19 protein-coding genes, 1 rRNA gene and 1 pseudogene are annotated in these 20804 nt (G+C 42.0%); 16 read left to right on the top strand and 5 right to left on the bottom strand.

Features of this window, described 5'->3' with window-relative positions; translation table 11 throughout:
- Positions 1-83: ribosomal RNA gene (gene rrf / locus JG770_RS09575) — 5S ribosomal RNA — on the top strand; the annotation flags it as partial.
- Positions 84-200: 117 nt separating this feature from the next.
- Here rrf and JG770_RS09570 read toward each other — a convergent pair.
- On the bottom strand, positions 201-578 hold the full coding sequence (locus tag JG770_RS09570) for an FxsA family protein (protein WP_291958279.1): 378 nt from the start codon (positions 576-578) through the stop codon (positions 201-203).
- Between the two features lie 148 nt (positions 579-726).
- Between JG770_RS09570 and JG770_RS09565 the strand changes: the two genes are divergently transcribed.
- The 3 genes from JG770_RS09565 (at position 727) to JG770_RS09555 (ending at position 3961) form a co-directional block, all read left to right on the top strand.
- Positions 727-1485 carry a nucleotidyltransferase family protein gene (locus JG770_RS09565; protein ID WP_291958276.1) on the top strand — a complete coding sequence of 253 codons (759 nt, stop codon included), beginning with the start codon at positions 727-729 and terminating at the stop codon, positions 1483-1485.
- 3 nt (positions 1486-1488) lie between these two features.
- Positions 1489-2790: a folylpolyglutamate synthase/dihydrofolate synthase family protein gene (locus tag JG770_RS09560; RefSeq protein WP_291958271.1), complete on the top strand. Its 1302-nt coding sequence runs from the start codon at positions 1489-1491 to the stop codon at positions 2788-2790.
- An 82-nt stretch (positions 2791-2872) separates the two neighbouring features.
- Positions 2873-3961: a PRK06851 family protein gene (locus JG770_RS09555; RefSeq protein WP_291958267.1), complete on the top strand. Its 1089-nt coding sequence runs from the start codon at positions 2873-2875 to the stop codon at positions 3959-3961.
- Between the two features lie 30 nt (positions 3962-3991).
- Here JG770_RS09555 and JG770_RS09550 read toward each other — a convergent pair whose 3' ends face one another.
- The gene (locus tag JG770_RS09550) at positions 3992-4870 is read right to left on the bottom strand and encodes a phosphatidylglycerol lysyltransferase domain-containing protein (protein ID WP_291958264.1); all 879 of its coding nucleotides are present in this window, start codon (positions 4868-4870) and stop codon (positions 3992-3994) included.
- Positions 4871-5085: 215 nt separating this feature from the next.
- Between JG770_RS09550 and JG770_RS09545 the strand changes: the two genes are divergently transcribed.
- The 3 genes from JG770_RS09545 to JG770_RS09535 all read left to right on the top strand — a co-directional run bounded on the left by JG770_RS09545 (position 5086) and on the right by JG770_RS09535 (position 8658).
- The gene (locus JG770_RS09545) at positions 5086-5772 is read left to right on the top strand and encodes a response regulator transcription factor (RefSeq protein ID WP_291958261.1); all 687 of its coding nucleotides are present in this window, start codon (positions 5086-5088) and stop codon (positions 5770-5772) included.
- The gene (locus JG770_RS09540) at positions 5759-7237 is read left to right on the top strand and encodes a HAMP domain-containing sensor histidine kinase (RefSeq protein WP_291958259.1); all 1479 of its coding nucleotides are present in this window, start codon (positions 5759-5761) and stop codon (positions 7235-7237) included. Before JG770_RS09545 ends, JG770_RS09540 begins: the two co-directional genes overlap by 14 nt.
- 110 nt (positions 7238-7347) lie before the next feature.
- Positions 7348-8658: a trypsin-like peptidase domain-containing protein gene (locus tag JG770_RS09535; protein ID WP_291958257.1), complete on the top strand. Its 1311-nt coding sequence runs from the start codon at positions 7348-7350 to the stop codon at positions 8656-8658.
- Here JG770_RS09535 and JG770_RS09530 read toward each other — a convergent pair whose 3' ends face one another.
- Positions 8659-9390 (bottom strand): hypothetical protein, encoded by a 732-nt coding sequence (locus tag JG770_RS09530; protein ID WP_291958254.1) that lies wholly within the window; start codon positions 9388-9390, stop codon positions 8659-8661.
- Positions 9391-9626: 236 nt separating this feature from the next.
- Here JG770_RS09530 and JG770_RS09525 point away from each other — a divergent pair, with 236 nt between their 5' ends.
- Positions 9627-10439, top strand: a complete 813-nt coding sequence (locus tag JG770_RS09525; protein ID WP_291958253.1) for a sugar phosphate isomerase/epimerase family protein — start codon at positions 9627-9629, stop codon at positions 10437-10439.
- A gap of 18 nt (positions 10440-10457) precedes the next feature.
- Positions 10458-11486, top strand: coding sequence for a Gfo/Idh/MocA family oxidoreductase (locus JG770_RS09520; RefSeq protein WP_291958252.1), 1029 nt, complete (start codon positions 10458-10460; stop codon positions 11484-11486).
- A gap of 74 nt (positions 11487-11560) precedes the next feature.
- On the opposite strand, the gene JG770_RS09515 is transcribed toward JG770_RS09520, so the two are convergent.
- Positions 11561-11899: a P-II family nitrogen regulator gene (locus JG770_RS09515; RefSeq protein WP_291958251.1), complete on the bottom strand. Its 339-nt coding sequence runs from the start codon at positions 11897-11899 to the stop codon at positions 11561-11563.
- Positions 11900-11914: 15 nt separating this feature from the next.
- The gene (locus JG770_RS09510; RefSeq protein WP_291958248.1) at positions 11915-13279 is read right to left on the bottom strand and encodes an ammonium transporter; all 1365 of its coding nucleotides are present in this window, start codon (positions 13277-13279) and stop codon (positions 11915-11917) included.
- A 354-nt stretch (positions 13280-13633) separates the two neighbouring features.
- Between JG770_RS09510 and pdaB the strand changes: the two genes are divergently transcribed.
- The 7 genes and pseudogenes from pdaB to JG770_RS09475 all read left to right on the top strand — a co-directional run.
- Complete coding sequence (gene pdaB, locus JG770_RS09505) at positions 13634-14416, top strand: polysaccharide deacetylase family sporulation protein PdaB (protein ID WP_291958245.1); 783 nt, start codon at positions 13634-13636, stop codon at positions 14414-14416.
- A 75-nt stretch (positions 14417-14491) separates the two neighbouring features.
- Positions 14492-15139 (top strand): single-stranded DNA-binding protein, encoded by a 648-nt coding sequence (locus JG770_RS09500; RefSeq protein ID WP_291958285.1) that lies wholly within the window; start codon positions 14492-14494, stop codon positions 15137-15139.
- A 114-nt stretch (positions 15140-15253) separates the two neighbouring features.
- The gene (gene rpoN / locus JG770_RS09495) at positions 15254-16645 is read left to right on the top strand and encodes an RNA polymerase factor sigma-54 (RefSeq protein WP_291958242.1); all 1392 of its coding nucleotides are present in this window, start codon (positions 15254-15256) and stop codon (positions 16643-16645) included.
- 223 nt (positions 16646-16868) lie between these two features.
- Positions 16869-17879 (top strand): type I glyceraldehyde-3-phosphate dehydrogenase, encoded by a 1011-nt coding sequence (gene gap, locus JG770_RS09490; RefSeq protein ID WP_291958239.1) that lies wholly within the window; start codon positions 16869-16871, stop codon positions 17877-17879.
- Positions 17880-17883: 4 nt separating this feature from the next.
- Entirely contained in the window at positions 17884-19068 is a 1185-nt protein-coding gene (gene pgk / locus JG770_RS09485) for a phosphoglycerate kinase (RefSeq protein WP_291958236.1), read from the top strand.
- Positions 19056-19751, top strand: coding sequence for a triose-phosphate isomerase (tpiA, locus tag JG770_RS09480; RefSeq protein WP_291958282.1), 696 nt, complete (start codon positions 19056-19058; stop codon positions 19749-19751). Before pgk ends, tpiA begins: the two co-directional genes overlap by 13 nt.
- 11 nt (positions 19752-19762) lie before the next feature.
- Positions 19763-20804: pseudogene (locus JG770_RS09475) on the top strand (2,3-bisphosphoglycerate-independent phosphoglycerate mutase); the annotation flags it as partial.

Raw genomic sequence — 20804 nt, 5'->3', positions numbered from 1 at the left:
CCATTCCGAACACAGAAGTTAAGCCCTTCAGCGCCGATGGTACTAAGCGGGAAACCGCTTGGGAGAGTAGGCCGTTGCCCGGTCTTTTTTTATTTTTCTCTAGCTGCGATTCGGAATTTAGGATACAATCATAGGTAGGCGAAGGTAACGATTAGTCTCAATATCTCGTTCAGCATTGATATATAGGATGCAGCATGGCATTACCTGATCCGCTTTAGCAAGCGCCTTTTTAAAAAGAGTATCGTTGCTTTTTTCATAGTCGCCCTGCTCTTGGGCAATAGACATAATAATGCGAGGATATCGGTAATGATACCGGGCGTTATGAGCAAAACGCCGCCGATCACTATAAATAGCCCGTCCCAAAGCTGAGCAGATGGAATATGGCCTATCTGTAATTCGGCTCTTATGCTATTTATAGCATTGAACCCCTGTCTTTGGGCTATTACAGCGCCTATTATGCCTATGACTACTATTGCGGCTATAGTTTGCCATACGCCTACGTATCGTCCCAATGCTATCAGTATTGCGAGATCGATCAAAGGTATTATTATAAAAAGCGCTATGATTCTGATTAACATTTATCTACCCCGTTTTTTTATTTGGATTGCATTATTATCATATCCGATTATCGGCGATATAGTCAAGCCATGTCCGATTATCCACTTGTCATTTGTAGCAAATTGTATTATTATACGTTATAGTTATTATTGAAAGGCGGCGTAATATATGAATAAATCTGTAATAAACGCTATTGTATTGGCCGGCGGAAAGGAAGATCTAGAGGGCAATGTACACGGCTATAAGTCGCTGCTTGCATTAAATGGCCGGCCTATGATCGATTATGTGGTTGAAGCATTGAAGAATACGCCTGATATAGGCGAAATAGCAGTGGTCGGCCCTGTGGATGAGCTTTCGCCGTATATAAGTGATAAAGTGGATTATGTAATACCGCAAGGCGACTCCATGATGGATAACATAATATATGGTTTGAGGCCGTTTCAAGACGATGAGCATGTGTTGTTCTTGTCATCCGATATACCATTTATCACGCCTGACGCTATAAGTCATTTTATAAAACAGAGTCGTCTGACAGATGCTGATTTTTGTTATCCGATCGTGGAACGTTCGGTAAACGATGCAAAATTTCATGATTTTAAACGTACATATGTCAGATTAAAAGAAGGTGCGTTTACCGGCGGGAATATCATGTACGTAAAGCCGGGCCTTGTAACAAATCATAAAGAGCTGATAGAAGATCTTATAGCAATGCGCAAGGAGCCGTTCAATATGATAGAGTTATTCGGCGCTAAGCTGGCTATAGATTTGGCGATAGGGAGGGCCGGCGTAGAAATGATAGAGAAGCGTATTGAACAGATGCTTAATATAAAGGCTAAAGCTATTATATCGCCATATCCCGAGATAAGCCAGGATATAGACAAGAACGATGACATAAAGGCTGCTTTGCGCATTTTTGAGGGGGCATAATATTTGGACTATCTACAGGCGTTGGATTATATACATGGTACGTGGAAATTTGGCACTAAACTCGGCTTGGAGAATATATCATATTTACTGCAATTACTTGGGAATCCGCATAAAAAGCTGCGCTGTATACACATAGCAGGTACCAACGGTAAGGGATCAGTTGCCGCTATGGCGGCTTCTATATTGGATAAAGCCGGCTATAAAACCGGGTTATTTATATCGCCATATCTGGAGGACTTTAGGGAACGCATACAAATAAACGGGAATTATATACAAAAGGATGATCTGGCACGGTTGACTCAAACGATAAAACAAAAAGTGGAGCAAATGCTGGCCGAAGGCCGCCCTCATCCGACGGAATTCGAAATAGTGACGGCTATAGGATTTTGTTATTTTGCTGAGCAAAATGTGGATTACGCCGTGGTTGAAGTCGGTCTAGGCGGCAGGCTGGACTCTACCAATTTAATTGATCCCCTGGTTTCGGTTATAACCAGTATAGATTATGATCATAAAGATATATTGGGTGATACATTGGCCAAAATAGCTTATGAAAAGGCTGGCATTATAAAGCCCGGCAGACCGGTGGTGGTGTATCCGCAGCAAGATGAGGCCATGGATGTTATAAAACAGGTATGTCAGCAACGACAAGCACCGCTTATAGAGGTATCGTATAACGATATTAAGGCGATAGATGATTCTATCGAAGGCCAGCATTTTAATTATAATAAAAGGAATTGGGCATTCGATTCATTATATATACCGCTACTGGGCAAACACCAGTTGATGAATGCCGCCACAGCCATAACCACAGCGTTAGCGATGAGAGAATATATGGGTGTAGCGATAAGTGATAAGGCTATAGCAGAAGGATTGAGCGTTGCCGAATGGCCTGGGCGATTGGAACTGGTCCATCGTCAACCTTATGTATTGTTGGATGGTGCGCATAATCCTCAAGGGGCTCAATCATTGGCCGATGCTATAAAAAATTATTTTCCGCATAATAGGGTTATAATGGTACTAGGTATACTGGCTGATAAAGATGTTCATGCTATACTTGAAAATCTTGTGCCCTTAGCGGCATATATTATAACCACTCGCCCCGATAGCCCAAGGGCTATGGAAGCTGAAAAACTCTTAGCGCTGGTGAAAGAGATGAATGCACAGGGGCAAGCTATAGATGATATAGAATGTGCTGTGCAGGCGTCCCTCGATATGGCCGGACAGGATGATTTGGTGGTTATAAGCGGTTCGCTTTATCTTATAGGCAGTGTCCGCACATATTTGAAAGGTGCGTTGACGCATTAATTGTATCCGCGTTCTATAGACTTGGTATCATTCATAGACTTAAAAGGGAAATGATCTAATATAAAGTGAAGGATGTGGTGTTATGGCATCAATTGGCAATATAAGGGAGATGTTCCCCGGAGGAAATACTGCCTATGGTTTTTATTCATTTTATGATTATATAATAGGCCCCGAAGCTAACCGTATATTTATAATAAAAGGTGGACCTGGTGTGGGTAAATCCACTATAATGCGCCAAATAGGCGATGAGATGTTGCAAAGAGGGTACGATGTGGAATTTCATCATTGCTCATCGGATAATGATTCCCTGGATGGTGTCGTCATACCGGCTATAAAAATAGCTTTGATAGATGGGACAGCTCCGCATGTAGTGGATCCTAAAAACCCTGGAGCAGTGGATGAGATAATACATCTTGGCGATTATTGGGATGAAAAGGGTATACGGGCATATAAAGATACTATAATAGGGCATAATCGGCAGATAAAGCATTTGTTTGATCGTGCATACAGATACCTGGCAGCAGCAAAATGTTTAAGGGACAATATATCGGTCAGTGTGGAATCGTGTACCGATAAGGCTAAAGTATACCATTTGGCCTATGATATAAATAAAGCTTTATTTAATGATATGCCTATATCCGATAAAGTTGGCAAACAGAGGCATTTATTTGCCAGTGCTATAACACCCGATGGCATAGTAGATCATCTCGATACGCTTATTGTACCGCAAGCTCATCGATACGTGCTTAAGGCGGACATAGGCAGTGGTAGTTCTTATATATTATTAGATATAGCAAAAGCTGCAGAGACTGTAGGGTGCGATGTAGAATTATACCATTGTCCGCTTGTACCAGATGAGGTAGAGCACGTCATTATACCGGCTTTAAATACAGCTATAACTACTTCCAGCAAATTTGCCGATACTTGTACAGCTGCATATGATTTGAATACTTGTATCGATAACGGTAAACTTAACGCATTGAAAGACAAGATATCCAAAGACCGCGTTATGATGGATTCTCTCATGAATGAAGCTATAATCAACATAGCGGCGGCCAAGAAAGTCCATGATGAAATGGAGAGCTACTATAAATCGAATATGAACTTTGAAGCTGTGCAACAGGCAAAAAATAGGTTACTCGAGCGTATATTAAAATATTCTGCCAACTGAGTTGTTATTGCAAATATACGGTGTGGTTTATTACCGCACCGTATATTTATATATCATACGCACAGGATGATATGACTGTTTTGCTTTACGCAGCCCAGGAATACCCAGATCCTGTTCGCGATTTATGTAGGGTACATCGTGCCATTCATGAGCACAGAACATTTGATTTATAGCGACGTAAAGCCCTGGTATATTGGGGTTAGCCTTTTCTATATGAACGTTAGCGGTATCTGGCGTTAACATCTCGCCAAATGAAAATGCCTCTATGTTTCCATCTATAAGAATAATACCGCCTTTTAAGCCCAAATAATCAAAGTGGCCCAAAGCCTTTTTAATGGCGTCATACTCATGAAGTAAGCCCTCGTCGTTGCCGTCTCTTATTTCTAACCATTTTCCGGCAAAGTCTATGCAACCATCTATATATTCTGAAGTAAGGGAGGCATATTCGAAGTTGTTTTCTTTGACGAATCGATTTAGAAAATTCTTTTTTGCATGATACTTGCGCCCCGTCAGCTGTATCAGATCTTCGGTTCTGTATACATAATCGCTGTTGTCTAAATCCAAATCAACGCTTAAGCAAGGATACCACTGTTTTATCTGCGTAGCCATAAATTCCGGTACCCTATAGATCATAAACGGCCATCGTTCGTTTTGAAAGAAATTTATCATGGTATCCAGAACATTCTTTAAACTATCATCTTTTGGTCCTACTGGCGGTAACAGTATATGTTTCTTTTCTATACACGCTATTATACACAAGTAACCATCTACTACAGCATATGTAGAATTATAATAATGGTCCCACATGTACATATTGGTGAAAGTGTATTCTGATATTTCTAATGGGAATTTCATAAGATATTTATCAAATAATGGCTTGGATTCCAATGTTAATGGCCTAAAATCCATATTATGTTTATACCTTTCTATACATCTCTTTTTACTTAAGATTATAATATCATATTTTTCATTATGCAAATGCTTTTAATTTGCCGCACCATTACGCGCAGACGACGGCACCTAAATAGTCATGGGGTTTTATAGAAAATCGAATTTGCTATTGTAGTATAAGCTTATTCTCAATATAATAGGTATAATAAGTGTTATATGAAAGGGATATGAGAATGGCTGATAATTATAAGATTTTGATTATAGACGATGATAAAAACATATGCCAGCTATTAAACTTATATTTTACCAAAGAGGGATTTGAAGTCGATATAGCCAATGACGGCAAGGAAGGTATGAGTCATTTTTCTAACAATCCTCCCAATATCGTCATATTGGATATAATGCTGCCGGGTAAGGACGGTTGGGATGTATGCCGTGAAATCCGAAGGATGAGCGATATACCTATTATAATGCTTACGGCCAAAAGCGAAACTTTCGATAAAGTGCTTGGGCTGGAATTGGGTGCTGATGACTACGTTGTTAAGCCGTTTGACCCAAAAGAATTAATAGCGCGCGTAAAAGCGGTATTGAGGAGATATAATCAGGATAACGATACCAATAATGTTATCATTTACCCAAACCTTGTCATAGATAAAAATACCATGCTGGTTAAATATCAAAAGAAAGAGCTGGAATTGCCTCCAAAGGAATTTGAGCTACTCTACTTTTTGGCTAGTCATCCCAACAAAGTATATACGCGTGAACAACTGCTTGAGCAGGTATGGGGATTTGATTATTATGGCGATTCAAGGACGGTGGACGTCCATATAAACCGCTTGAGGGAAAAAATAGGGAGCGAGGATGACCCATGGAAGATAAGTACCGTATGGGGGGTTGGGTATAAATTTGAAGTCAAATAATAAAAAAACTGCTTTTAGAGGCATACGATCTATATTTAACAAGCTCATGCTTGCATATTTAATAGCTATGCTCATTATGCTCATCATGATGAGCTTGTTGATGTCTAATTTTTTGCGCAATTATTACTTAAACCAAAAGGAGCAACAGCTGCTAAACGGATGCCAGGATATAAACCAATTGGCCGCTCAATACCTTCTTGGATATATAGATGATAAATACTTAAATTTCGCATTGAGCACAGTGGATGAAACGGTTAACGCTAGTATATGGTTTGTCGATAATAGGGGATATGTTTGGGCCGAATCAGGTTTTTTGGATAACAGCTGGAGAGGCGTGCAGCTTACGGGTGAGGATGTTAAAAAGGTATTGTCGGGAGAAACCATAACGAAAATCGGCAAATTCGATGATCGCTTTTCAACACCCATGCTTACCGTCGGTATGCCCATAAAGATGGGCAGATTGATAATGGGAGCTGTATTTATGCACTCGCCTTTATATGAGATAAATATGGCATTAGAAAGTGCTTATCGTTTTATATGGCTATCTTTATTAATATCTGCTTCTGTGGCTACCATATTGATTTATTGGATCTCTCAGCGTATATCTCAACCCCTCATAGAGATGAGCGATATCGCTAAGTCCATGTCAAAAGGCGATTTTTCACAGAAAGCTACTGTAAACTCCAGAGATGAAGTCGGTCAGCTGGCGATTAGTTTTAATAAAATGGCTGAGGCTTTGGAAAATCTAGAAGATATGAGGCGTGGATTTGTTAGCAGCGTATCCCACGAATTGAAATCACCTTTGACCAGCATAAGAGGATTTGTACAGGGCATTCTCGACGGCACTATACCTCCGGAAGAACAAACGCGATATCTTACCATAGTTTTAGAAGAAACAGATAGATTAAATAAGATTATAAAGGAACTGTTGGAATTATCCCGCATGGAATCCTCTCAATTTCAATTAACCATGTCTAATTTCGATGTGAACGAGCTGATAAGACGCGTTCTATTAAGACAAGAAAAGCGTATTGAGCAAAAGGAATTGGATGTTCAAATAGATTTTGAGCAGGATCGTTGTATGGTAGAGGCCGATAAAGATCGTATAGAAGAGGTGCTCATAAATCTCATAGATAATGCCATAAAGTTTACGCCGGAGAAAGGGCATTTGGTTGTCAGCACTCGTCTGGAAGAGGGAAAAGTATACATTTCTGTAAGCGATAATGGTATAGGTATATCTGAAGAAGACTTACCGCATATCTGGGAGAGATTTTATACCGCCGACAAAGCCAGAGCCTCCGGTAGTACGGGATTAGGGCTTTCTATCGTTAAACGAATCATAGAACAGCATCATCAAAGTATATGGGTAAAAAGTATTCCTGGACAGGGTACGACATTTACCTTTACATTGGCTCACAGCGACTATTCAGGTGCTGCTTTACGCATGGGCGACGATAACGATTAGCTTCCGGCTAATATATTTCGGATAAGCACTATTATTTACAGATTGTTTATTGATTATTAAAGTTATACCAATATAATTATAAGTGAAAAATAAACGAGGAGGCGCTTAATATGAGCGATTTCTATAACTTTGATTATGATGACGATCATAAGGATTACAAACAAAAACCAAGTTTTTTCACGTATTTGGTCCTCGTACTGGTAGGTATACTGATAGGAGTTATAATAATGTACTATATCGGCAACCCGGTACAAAACCAACAGGCGATCGGTTCGGCCGAAACCGATGAGCAGAGCAATGTTGCATCAGGCAATGCTTCGTCGCCTATTATAGTGAGCAGTGATAACTTGCCGATACTTAAAAGCGACAATCCGATAGTCGATATTTCTAAAAATGTAGGTCCGGCAGTAGTGGGCGTGATAAACAAGGTGGAAATTGTTCAAAGCCCAGGTGGAGGATTCTTCTTTAACCCCGGGGGTTTCCCATGGGGACAAGACGGAGATAACGGAAGCAACGACAGCGATCAGCCATCCACACAGCAGCAAGAGCAGGGATCTGGATCCGGTATAATAATATCATCTGACGGCTATATCGTCACCAACAATCATGTGGTAGAGGGTGCAGACAGCGTAACGGTGTTACTGCAGGGTGGCGAAGAAGTACCTGCTAAAATCGTAGGCACCGATCCTGACAGTGATTTGGCAGTCCTTAAAGTTGATAAAAATAACTTGCCCGCAGCTACGTTAGGCGATTCATCCAAGACACAAACCGGTGAAATAGTGGTGGCCATAGGCAATCCGTTAGGCAAAGATTTAGCCGGTACTGTTACTATGGGCGTTATTAGTGCTACAGATCGTACATTGACAGTAGAAGGCAGAACAATGAAGATGCTTCAGACCGATGCCGCCATAAATCCTGGTAACAGCGGAGGGGCTTTGGTTGACTTGAACGGTACGGTTATAGGTATAAATACATTAAAAGAGGTAGTAGCCGGTATAGACCCATCTTACGGTGCTATCAGCGCCGAAGGCATAGGATTCGCCATACCGATAAACGAAGCCAAACCCATAATAGAGCAGCTCATAAACCAAGGCTATGTAAGCCGTCCCGGGCTTGGCATAACCGGTTTGGAAATAAACGATATCATTAGGCAACAGTATGCTAATATAACGCCTGATATGCCATATGGTATAGGCGTAAATGAGGTTATGCCAGGCGGTCCGGCCGAAAAAGCTGGGATAAAACCCGGCGACATTATAATAAAGCTGGACGGTACTGAAATAAAGACGTTTGACCAACTTCAAAGCATAATAAAACAGCATAAGATCGGCGACAAAGTAACTGTTACCGTTTGGAGAAACGGCGAAGAATTAGACTTTGAAGTACAGCTTGGCGATCTCGGTAAGATGAGCCAGCAGTAATCATTGATCGTAAACATAACGCGCTTTTACACGGGGAAGGGTATCGTAAGTGCCATCGACTTCCCCGTATAATTTTATATTATCGCCATCTTTCCATGGCGAAAGCATGCCCTGATACTCTATATATAGTTTATCAGACGATGACAGCTTGAGGTAAAAAATCGATATACCGTTTTGTATTGATAAACCCTCTATTTGGCCTAAGAAAAGCCCTATTTTATTCTGATAAACCCTTGGATATTTTATCAACTGATCGTAAGGTATATCCCATGCTTTCCTTATGTATTCGTCCTCGCTCTGAGACTGATCGGGAGTATTATTTGTTTGCTCTCCTGTTCCCGAAGCTATATCTGCGACGTTTGTAGGCAAGCGCTTTATAGATACGGATTGCCTGACCAACGAGCGATTGGGAGCGCTGACCGTTATGTATATATCGTTTACGCCTTCTGACGGCAGGTTCACACTGGCTTCAAGCATACCATCAGCGCTGACCAGATCAGAGAAATCATTGCTGTTTATGAGTACGGTAGAGCCTGGGTCAACCTGAACCTTCATTATGTAGTGATCATCCGCGACTTCGGCATATCCATCAACCGGATCTATAATTTTTATGGTAGATACAGGAGTGGATTTGGATTGTTCGGCATTGACAACATTGTCTATAGTTGCCTTCCGACCGGCTGAAGCAGCTATCATTTTACCTATTTGAACGGAAAATATAACTATTATCACGGCCGTGCAAATCCAGACTCCAATAAACACGCCGATTCTCATCGTTCCACGTATTGCAATGCGGACAAAACACATTCAAACCCTCCTACTAAAATCTATCAATATTCTATCATATTCGACAATATAAATAAATGCATTTGACAAGATTTTTTCTTGATATTATATGAGATTTTACTTGATATTTTGTGGTAAAGTGGTAGAATAGTATCAGAGAAATTGAGTTGGGAGGTGGGTAAATGAAGGCTAAATTTATTTTAAGCGCTTTTGCAGATGAAATTTCTTTAGATCTGCAAGAAGAAATGGACGTATTGGAGCAATGCGATATCCATTACATAGAGATGCGCAACGTAGGCGATCGATGTATTATCGATTATCAGGACAAAGACATATCAGATATAAAAAAACAATTGGATCAAAGAGGATTTAGATTGTCGGCTATAGGTTCTCCGATAGGTAAGATCTCGATAGAAGATGATTTTAAACCTCATCTTGACAGATTTAAACGCACCATGGAAGTAGCTCATATGCTGGAGACGCCCTACATACGCATGTTCTCATTTTTTATTCCCAAGGGCAGTGATCCCTATGATTACAGAGGAGAAGTCATGGAGAGGTGGACTGCTTTTGTGACGGCAGCGCAAGATCAGGGTCTGATATTGCTTCATGAGAATGAAAAAGAGATATATGGGGATATCCCTGAAAGATGCGTGGACATAATCCAAACCATGAACGTGCCTTTTGTCAAAGCGACGTTTGATCCGGCCAATTTTGTTCAATGTGATGTGGAAACATATCCGCACGCTTTTGACTTATTGAAGGATCATATAGCCTATATGCACATAAAGGACGCGCTGTATAAGGACCATAGCGTGGTACCTGCAGGCCAAGGCGATGGCAAAATACGCGATGTACTGCGTGAGCTGGACCAAGCTGGATATGAAGGCTTTGTTTCCATAGAGCCGCACTTAAATAACAGTTTGCCTGGCGGAGGTCCGGAAAATTTTAAAAAAGCTTACGGAGCACTTATGGATATACTTAACAGTTTATAGAATTAAAGGAGGAGAAATATGCGATTTGCGATAGTAGGATGCGGCGTGATAAGCGCTACGCATTCAGCCTGTATAAACGGTATAGACGGAGCCGAGTTGGTGGCCGTAGCCGATATAGTTGAAGAAAAGGCTCAAAAGTTGGCACAAAAATACGGATGCGATTATTACGTGGACTATCACGATATGCTTAAGCGTGATGACATTGACGTGGTAAATGTATGTGTGCCAAGTGGTTTGCACCATGTGATAGCTATTGATGCGATGAAAGCCGGAAAGCACGTTATAGTGGAGAAGCCCATGGATGTGACCTTGCCCGCTGCTGATGCCATGTTAGAAACCGCCTATAAGACCGGCATGAAGATGTCCATCATATCACAGCATCGTTTTGATGATGCCATGATAGAGGTAAAGAAAGCCATTGATTCCGGTCGATTGGGCAAATTGTATTTCGGAGCATCCCATACTAAATGGTATAGGAGCCAGGAATACTATGACAGCGGCGATTGGCGCGGTACGTGGGAACTCGATGGCGGCGGGGCTATCATGAATCAATCAGTACATTATGTAGATCTTCTTCAATATGCCTTAGGCCCTGTCGATGAGATATATGCCTATACTGGTACGCTTGCCCATGTACGTATAGAAGTAGAGGATCTGGCTGTGGCCAGCGTTAAGTTTAAGAGCGGCGCACTTGGCATGATAGAAGGCAGTACGCTGGCATGGCCCGGACTATCTACCAAGCTTGACATATACGGCGAGAATGGTACTGTCGGTATAGAGAATGATAAACTTGCATATTGGAATTTAAAAGATGCTACTGAAGAGGATAAGCATAAGCTAAACAGCAAACAAGAGATAAAGGTTGGAGCGGCAGATGCCGCAGCTATATCGGCAAGCTCTCATGCCCGCCAGATTATGGATGTGATGGATGCGATAAAGAATAATAGGCAACCAAAAGTCAATGGTGAGGAAGGGCGTAAACCTTTAGCTGTAATAGTGGCATTATATGAATCAGCCAGAACGGGTAAACCGGTTGAAGTATCATAAGAATTGTCGATAGAATAAAAGAGAGATAGGTTAGTATATTGCTCCGACCTATCTCTCTTTTAGTTGCCAATAATTTAGATAGCATTTTCTCCGGTATCGCCTGTGCGTATTCGTATTACATCTTCTATATTATATACAAAAATCTTGCCGTCGCCTATTTGCCCGGTACGAGCCGTTTTGGATATCACATCGATGACTTTATCCAGATCTGTATCGTTTACCGCTATTTCTATTTTTACCTTAGGCAAAAGGTTAATATTAAGTTCTACACCTCTATAAACCTCTTTGCGCCCTTTTTGGCGACCGCAACCCATAACTTGGGTTACGGTCATACCCACTATGCCATGATCGTTCAAAGTTTCTTTTACATCATCCAATTTTTCCGGGCGTATTATAGCTTCAATTTTTTTCATCGCGATCACACTCCTTCATTCTAATATATCGGCGTTAACCGATGTAACGATCGGCGATGCCGTCTTAAGAGTAAAATCCCCATAAGCTACGGTATCGTGCTCGCCGGCATCCAACCCGCCTATTTCTTCTTCGTGATTGACTCTGAGACCTGTTGTGTGCTTTAATACGGTGAATAATATAAAGGACATTACCACAGTCCATAGGAATACAGAGCCTACGCCAAGCAACTGTATCAATAGGAGGTGTATGCCGCCCCCATAGAATAAGCCGCCCTCGGTGGCGAATAAGCCCACCATGATGGTGCCAAAAGTTCCGCATACACCATGAACCGATATAGCGCCGACAGGATCATCTATCCTTACCTTCTTATCGAAGAATTCCACTGAAGATACTACCAGCAAACCGCATAGTGACCCTATAATAGCAGCTCCTACCGGGCTTACTGCCAATGTACCTGCGGTTATGCCTACCAAGCCGGCGAGAGCGCCGTTTAATGTCATGCTTACGTCCGGTTTGCTATACCTCAGCCATGTATAGATCATGGTGACTACGGCTCCCATAGCACCGGCTAGATTTGTGGTGAGCGCTATATGGCCTATCGCGGGGTTGGTGCCGGATAATGTGCTGCCGGGATTAAAGCCAAACCAGCCGAACCATAGGATGAAAGTGCCCAAGGCCGCCAAAGTTATACTATGTCCCGGTATGGCGTGTACCGAACCGTCTTTACCATATTTGCCTATACGGGGGCCAACCATTGCGGAACCTACAAGCGCCGTCCAACCGCCTACCGAGTGTACTACCGTAGAACCCGCGAAATCGATCATGCCTAGGTCTTGAAGCCATCCACCGCCCCATATCCAATGGCCTACTACAGGATATATTATCAGACTTATTACTGCGCTGTATATGCAGTATGCCGCAAACTTTGTCCTTTCTGCCATAGCTCCCGATACTATAGTAGCAGCAGTAGCAGCGAACATAGTCTGAAATACCAGAAATGCAGGGAGCGGTATCGATAGGCCAAGATGTTCTGCGTTTCCAGACAGGCCGAACAGATTAGTACCAAAAAGCCCGGCGGCGTCGGCACCAAACATTATACCGAAGCCTATCAACCAATATATCGGCGTACCGATAGCGAAGTCCATAAGATTTTTCATTACTATATTGGCTGCATTTTTCGCTCGCGTCATGCCGGCTTCTACCATGGCAAACCCAGCCTGCATGAAGAATACCAAAAATCCTGCTAATAATGTCCATATTGTATCAATGGCTACAGCATTGGACGCTGCAGTCGGTTCATCTGCTGCAAAAGCCAAAGCAGGCATTAACAGCAATGCTAATAATACCGTTATAAATGCAATTCTCTTCATTTCTCTCACTCCTAATCAAATCTAATTAATCAAAGCACGTATCGGTTTTTTGATCATACTATCATAGTTTCATAGACATCCTCCTCCTCTCTATACGCAAAGAGCCCCAAAAGGATGCATCATGCATCTTTTTGGGGCTCCGTTACCCTATACCGACTATACCGCGCAGCGCCGCACGATATAAACAAAAAGGCGCCTTGGAAACCGAGGTTTACCAAAGCGCCTTTGCTATATATACGTCATCGTATAATCAACTTGCTCGTTTACTATAAATATAATATCAAGAGAAATACTTTATGTCAAGAAATTTTTTTGTCATAACCTGCACGACAATGAATAATATTTATGTAGGTGGTGGTATCATTGAAGATTATTATAATAAGGCGTCAGGTGCTGATACAAATAGCTATTATATTAGTGCTGATAGCTGTGGTGCTATTAATATTGCATCAGACCGGTACTGTTGCATTGGGCGTATTCTTCGCGCCTAATAAGGAGCTGCCGATATATTCGGTCGATGTGCCGGATAAACGCATTGCCATAAGTTTTGACGCTTCATGGGGCGCCGAACAAACCGATCAATTACTTAAAATATTGAAAGAACGGAATATTAAAACAACATTCTTTCTTGTAGGCATATGGATAGATAAATATCCCGATAAAGTAAAAGCTATAGCAAATGATGGACATGAGATAGGCAATCACTCAAATACGCATCCTCATATGAACAAATTGTCTGAGCAAGAGATACGCGATGAACTGGATAAAGTTAGCCAAAAAATAGAGGCATTGACCGGCAAAAAAACAACGCTGTTCAGGCCGCCTTTTGGAGAATACAACGACAAGGTCGTTCGCACAGCGCGAGCTGCCGGATACGAGGTTGTACAATGGGATGTGGATTCGCTTGACTGGAAAAATTATGGTGTTGATGATGAAGTTGACCGTGTGCTTAAAAAGGTACGCAACGGTTCTATAGTATTATTTCACAATGACGCTGAGTACACACCGCAAGCACTGCCTATAATATTGGATAAGCTTATACAAGACGGCTACAAGATTGTGCCGATATCAGAGCTGATATACCCGCCGCCTTATTATATAGACCATACCGGTCGACAATTTAAATCCGAGGATGCAGATATGTAATATTAGTATCTGTGCATGAATAGTATTTATCATATATAACGACTATACACAGGAGGAATGGAGAGGGAGGATGATATGGTTACATATGGTTGTGATACTAACAGTATAATATTGGCGGGTATTGTACAAGACGATTTACAATATAGTCACCAGATCTATGGCGAGGGATTCTATACATTTCATTTATCGGTGCCGAGAATAAGCGCTTATAAAGATATATTGCCGATAACCCTGTCTGAAAGGCTGTTGAATGCCTTGACGATACACATAGGGGATTCCGTTGTAATAGAAGGGCAGATAAGATCTTACAACAAATTTATAGACGGAGGCAATAGGCTTATAATAACGGTTTTTGCCAGAGATATAAAGTTAGTTCAAGAAGATGATTATATAAAAAACCCGAATCAGGTCTTTTTAGATGGATTTATATGCAAACAGCCGGTGTATCGTGTAACGCCATTGAATAGGGAAATAAGCGATCTATTGTTAGCCGTCAACAGGTCATATAACAAATCCGATTATGTACCGTGCATAGCGTGGGGACGGAATGCACGTTTTTGCAGCAACTTGAAAATTGGCGAGCGTATAAAAATATGGGGAAGGCTGCAGAGCAGGGAGTATCAAAAGCATATAAGCGAGCAGGAAGTGATAAATAAGACGACCTATGAGGTATCTATAGCCAAATTAGAACTGGCGGATATTGAAAATGAAAATAAGGGTTGATATAAAATCGCTTTCGCGATAAAATAAAAGAGGATTTTATATTTTTATGTAGAATATAGATAATAAAATTATTTATTTAGTGAGGGTATGCCTTATTGCAGAAAAGTGATGAGAATGAGAGTAAATATGGATGTGGAATTAAAACAAACGCAAAAGGTTATAATGACCCCCCAGCTCCAACAGGGATTGGGGATATTGCAATTACCGGCTGTAGAACTGAATAAATATTTGCGTGAGCAAGCAGAAATAAATCCGTTGCTGGAATTAGAAGACAATATAGATGAAGGTATAGAAGAATCATTGCCTGATTATGCTGTAGAAGATCCGCCACCGGACTGGACTGAATATTTTGCTGATGAGGATTATTATGATTATGATGATGCTAAAGCCAGTGGCGATAAGTCGAGTTTATATTATGAAAATATAGGCGATGACACTAAATCATTACAGCAACATCTTTTAGAACAATTGGTGCCTTCTAATCTGTCTGAAACCGACATGCGCATAGCAAGGTATATAATAGAAAGTCTGGATGATAACGGATATATAAACCTTTCAAAATATGAGATAGCTGAGTTGCTTGGTATAGACAGGCAGACAGTATCACGGGTGTTATCTGTTATACAGCAACTCGACCCGCCAGGTGTGGGTGCTAGGAGTTTAAGAGAATGTCTGCTTATACAGCTTCGCCAAAAAGGGTTATTGGAGGATGATGTGCAGAGCGTTATACTTGGAGCGCTACGCGAATTAGCCGAAAATAAATTTGCATATATATCCAGACAATTTGGTATCCCGATTCAGCGTATTCAAGAAATAAGCGAGATGGTAAAGCAACTGGACCCCAAACCGGGCCGGTGGTTTTTTAATGGGAATGCAACGAGATACATTATACCTGATATATTGGTAAGCAAGAAGCAAGACGGATATAATATAACGCTCCATCCTTATTCGATGCCGAATGTCGAGATAAATCAGTTCTATAAAAGGCTTTTAGATACCGATGAAGTCGATGACGCTGTGGCCGCTTATATCTCTCAAAAGCTTGAAGAGGCTTTGTGGCTTATAAAGTGCGTGGAACAAAGGAAAATAACTTTGCAAAAAGTGGCTTCGGCCATCGTAGAGCAGCAACAAGAATTCTTCGATAACGGCATCAAGTTTTTAAAGCCGCTAACATTAAAAGATATAGCTGCTATGGTGGATATGCACGAATCTACCGTTAGCCGTGCTGTGAGCGGAAAGTACATGCAGACGCCGAGGGGTATGTTCGATATGAAATATTTTTTTGCAAGCGGCATAAGCAAATCGGACGGTAGCAGTATAGCAGCGGCGGCTATAAAGGAGTTCATACAGGAATTTATAGACGGTGAGGATTCCAATAAACCGTTAAGCGATAATGCCATAGCCCTTATGTTGAATGAAAAAGGTATAAAGATTTCACGCCGTACGGTAGCAAAATACAGGGAGGAAATGCAGTTACCCTCATCCGATAAAAGAAGAAAGCTTTAAATCATAAATAAAGATGTGCCACTTTGAGCATATCTTTATTTATGACCGTTCAGATGTGAGAAGGAGCAAAATTTATACCAGATATTGAATTTCAGTGGATAATATGATAGAATATTAACGATGGTAAAAGGTCATGTAAGTAATATATAATTCATGGCCTAGGTATACTAGCAAAAGAGCTGTAAAGCTTTTATAAAAATTTACATAAACGGAGGATTCTATTATGTCTACAAAAATAGGTATAAACGGTTTCGGCCGCATAGGCAGAAATGCCTTTAAGGCGATGTTGGCTAAATATCCTGATATGGATGTAGTAGCCATAAACGACTTGACTGATTCAAAAACATTAGCGCATCTTTTAAAATATGATTCCTGTTACGGTAAATTCAATGGTGAAGTAGAAGCAACAGATGGCGCGTTGATTGTAAACGGCAAAGAGATAAAGATATTAGCGGAACGTGATCCTGCTAAATTGCCATGGAAGGATATGGGTGCTGAGATAGTGCTCGAATCCACGGGCTTATTTACCAGCCGTGATAAGGCTTCCAAGCATATAGAAGCGGGTGCAAAGAAGGTCATCATCTCTGCTCCTGCCAAGCAAGAGGATATAACTATAGTGATGGGTGTTAATGAGGATAAGTATAATCCCGCCGAGCACAATATTATATCTAACGCATCGTGCACGACCAACTGCCTGGCGCCGGTTGCTAAGGTCATATTAGACAATTTCGGCATTAAGCGCGGCTTGATGACCACTGTCCATTCATATACCAATGATCAGAGAATATTGGATCTTCCTCACAACGATCTGCGCAGAGCCAGGGCTGCCGCTCTGTCTATAATACCCACTACCACAGGTGCGGCCAAGGCGGTAGCATTGGTATTGCCCGAATTAAAAGGCAAACTTAACGGATTTGCCATGAGGGTACCCACCCCTACGGTATCTATAGTGGATTTTGTAGCTGATTTAGATAAGAAAGTCACCGCAGAAGAGATCAACGCTGCTTTGAAAGCCGCTTCTGAGGGCCCGATGAAGGGAATACTCGGTTACACCGAGGAACCGTTGGTATCGGTGGATTTCCGCGGCGATGAGCGCTCTTCGATAGTGGATGCATCGCTTACCATGGTTATGGACGACGATATGATCAAAGTCGTGGCATGGTATGACAACGAGTGGGGTTATTCGAACAGGATAGCCGATCTGATAAACTACGTGATCGAAAAGGGGCTGTAAAGCCATGTTGAACAAGAAGACCATAGAGGATATCGACTTAAGCTATAAAAAGGTGCTGGTGAGGGTAGACTTTAATGTGCCGTTGGATGAAAACAGACATATAACCGATGATAGGCGCATAAGAGAGGCATTGCCTACTATAAAGTACCTTGTAGATCATAATGCTATGGTTATATTAGTTTCTCATCTGGGACGCCCCAAAGGCAAATTCGATGAGAAATATAGCATGGCGCCGGTGGCGGAAAGGTTGCAGGAACTATTGGACAAGCCTGTTATTCTAGCCAAAGATGTTATAGGCGATAGCGCTAAAGCTTGCGTTGCTGCTATGAAGCCTGGCGACATAGTCCTTTTGGAGAACGTACGTTTCCACGCAGAAGAGGAGAAAAACGATCCTGACTTTGCTAAAGCTTTAGCGGGTTTGGCGGAAATATACGTAAACGATGCTTTTGGGACAGCTCATAGGGCACATGCATCTACAGCAGGAGTAGCTGCTTACTTGCCCGCTGTGGCAGGATACCTGATTAAAAAAGAATTGGATATCATGGGTAGAGCCCTTGATAATCCTGAGAGACCATTTGTAGCTGTGCTGGGCGGCGTGAAGGTGTCGGATAAGATAGGTGTTATAAACAACCTTATCGATAAGGTGGATACGCTTATTATCGGCGGTGCGATGGCTTATACGTTCTTCAGGGCTAAGGGTTATTCTACCGGCGATTCTGTGGTGGAAGAGGATAAAATCGACTTAGCTAAGGAACTTATGGCTAAAGCTCAAGCTAAAAGAGTTGAGCTTTTATTGCCGGTAGATAACGTCGTGGCTAAGGAATTCAAAGCTGATGCCGAGCATAAAGTTGTACCCAGTGAGGCGATGCCGGATGGCTGGCAGGGTGTCGATATAGGGCCAAAGACCATAGAAATGTTTTCTAAGGTTATAGAAAATGCCAAAACTGTGGTATGGAATGGGCCTATGGGTGTATTTGAGATGCCGGCTTTCGCCAATGGTACCAGAGCTATAGCCGAAGCGATGAGTCGGTGCAAAGGGGTTACCATAATAGGAGGCGGCGATTCCGCTGCTGCTGTAGAGCAATTAGGATATGCCGATAAAATGACGCATATATCTACCGGTGGCGGTGCTTCATTGGAATTTCTGGAAGGTAAAGAGCTGCCAGGGGTAGCTGTATTAACGCTTTGATAAATGAAATAAAGCCATTAGTGGCGGATGCAAAGTGTGAAGTAGTGGTGTGTCCGCCTTTTGTGTGCCTGCCGGCAGCTAAAGATGCTTTAAAGGGTTCAAATATAAAGCTCGGTGCGCAAAATATGCATTGGGAAGAAAAAGGCGCTTATACAGGAGAGATATCAGCGCCTATGTTAAAAGAAGTTGGGGTAGAATACGTTATAATAGGACATTCTGAGCGACGTCAGTATTTTGCGGAAACCGATCAAACGGTTAATAATAAAGTATTGGCGGCATTTACCCACGATCTCCTACCCATAGTATGCGTAGGAGAGACACTGGAACAACGTGAAGCCGGGCAGACCGAAATATTGGTTAGAAACCAGATTAAGGGAGCATTGGAAGGATTAGTAACCGATGCGGCACGGCAGGTAGTTATAGCATATGAGCCTATATGGGCTATTGGTACCGGCCGCAATGCGTCACCTGAAGATGCTAATGACGTCATAAAGATCATACGCGATACTATAGCCGGTATGTTTGGCCAAGATGTGGCCGAGGCCGTGAGGATACAGTACGGCGGAAGCGTTAATGCCAAGAATGCTGCGGATTTGCTGGCTATGTCCGATATAGATGGTGCGTTGGTCGGAGGAGCTAGTCTGAAGTCTGCGGATTTTGCCGTAATAGTTAGAGCTTGTTGAAAGGAGAAAATATGCCCAAGGATTTAGCCATGTTGATTATATTGGACGGATTTGGCATAAGCAAAGCAAAAGAGGGTAATGCTGTATATGCTGCTAATAAGCCAAATTTGACCGGTTATTGGAATATTTACCCGCATACTGCTATTCACGCCAGCGGCTTGGATGTGGGTTTGCCTGAGGGGCAAATGGGCAACTCCGAAGTAGGACATTTGAATATCGGTGCCGGACGTATTGTTTATCAGGACCTGGTTCGTATAACCAAAGATATCAAAGAGGGGCCTTTTTTCGAGAATCCTGAGTTTTTGGCTGCCATAGAAAATGCAAAAAGCCGTAATTCTGCCTTGCATTTAATGGGCTTGCTATCAGATGGTGGCGTGCATAGCCATATAGAGCATTTGTATGCCTTGCTGGACTTGGTTAAAAGCCATGGCTTACAAAAAGTTTATGTGCATTGCTTTTTAGACGGCCGAGATGTACCACCTGCCTCAGCTAAGATATATATAGGGGCTTTGCAGAGCAAAATAAACGAACTGGGCGTTGGTGATATAGCTACCGTGATGGGGCGCTATTATGCTATGGACCGCGATAAGCGCTGGGACAGAGGCAACTATACAGCCGCATGACTCTATTATATTTTTTAACTTCAGAGCTGATCGAGCACGTGAAATAACCAGCAGTTTTATAAAACCGGATTTTGATGGGTTTGAAAGGGCAAGGGGTTATTTCCCGCTGTTCTTCGTTTCTATGACGCAATATGATGCGGCATTTACCAATATATCATATGCGTATCCACCCCAAGAATTAAAGAATACATTTGGCGAATATATAAGCGGGCTGGGATTGAAACAGCTCAGAATAGCTGAAACCGAAAAATATGCACACGTCACATTTTTCTTCAATGGCGGTGTGGAGCAGCCCAATGAAGGCGAAGATAGGGTATTGATACCATCGCCCAAAGTGGCTACTTATGATTTAAAGCCGGAGATGAGCGCTTTCGAGGTAACCGATGAAGTGATACGCCGTATAGAATCGGATAAATACGATACCATTATC

This window comes from Mahella sp., from assembly GCF_020054945.1.
Lineage (GTDB): Bacteria > Bacillota > Clostridia > Mahellales > Mahellaceae > Mahella.
The sequence above is the reverse complement of the archived record's forward strand: the minus strand, read 5'-3'. Positions and strand labels throughout refer to the sequence as shown.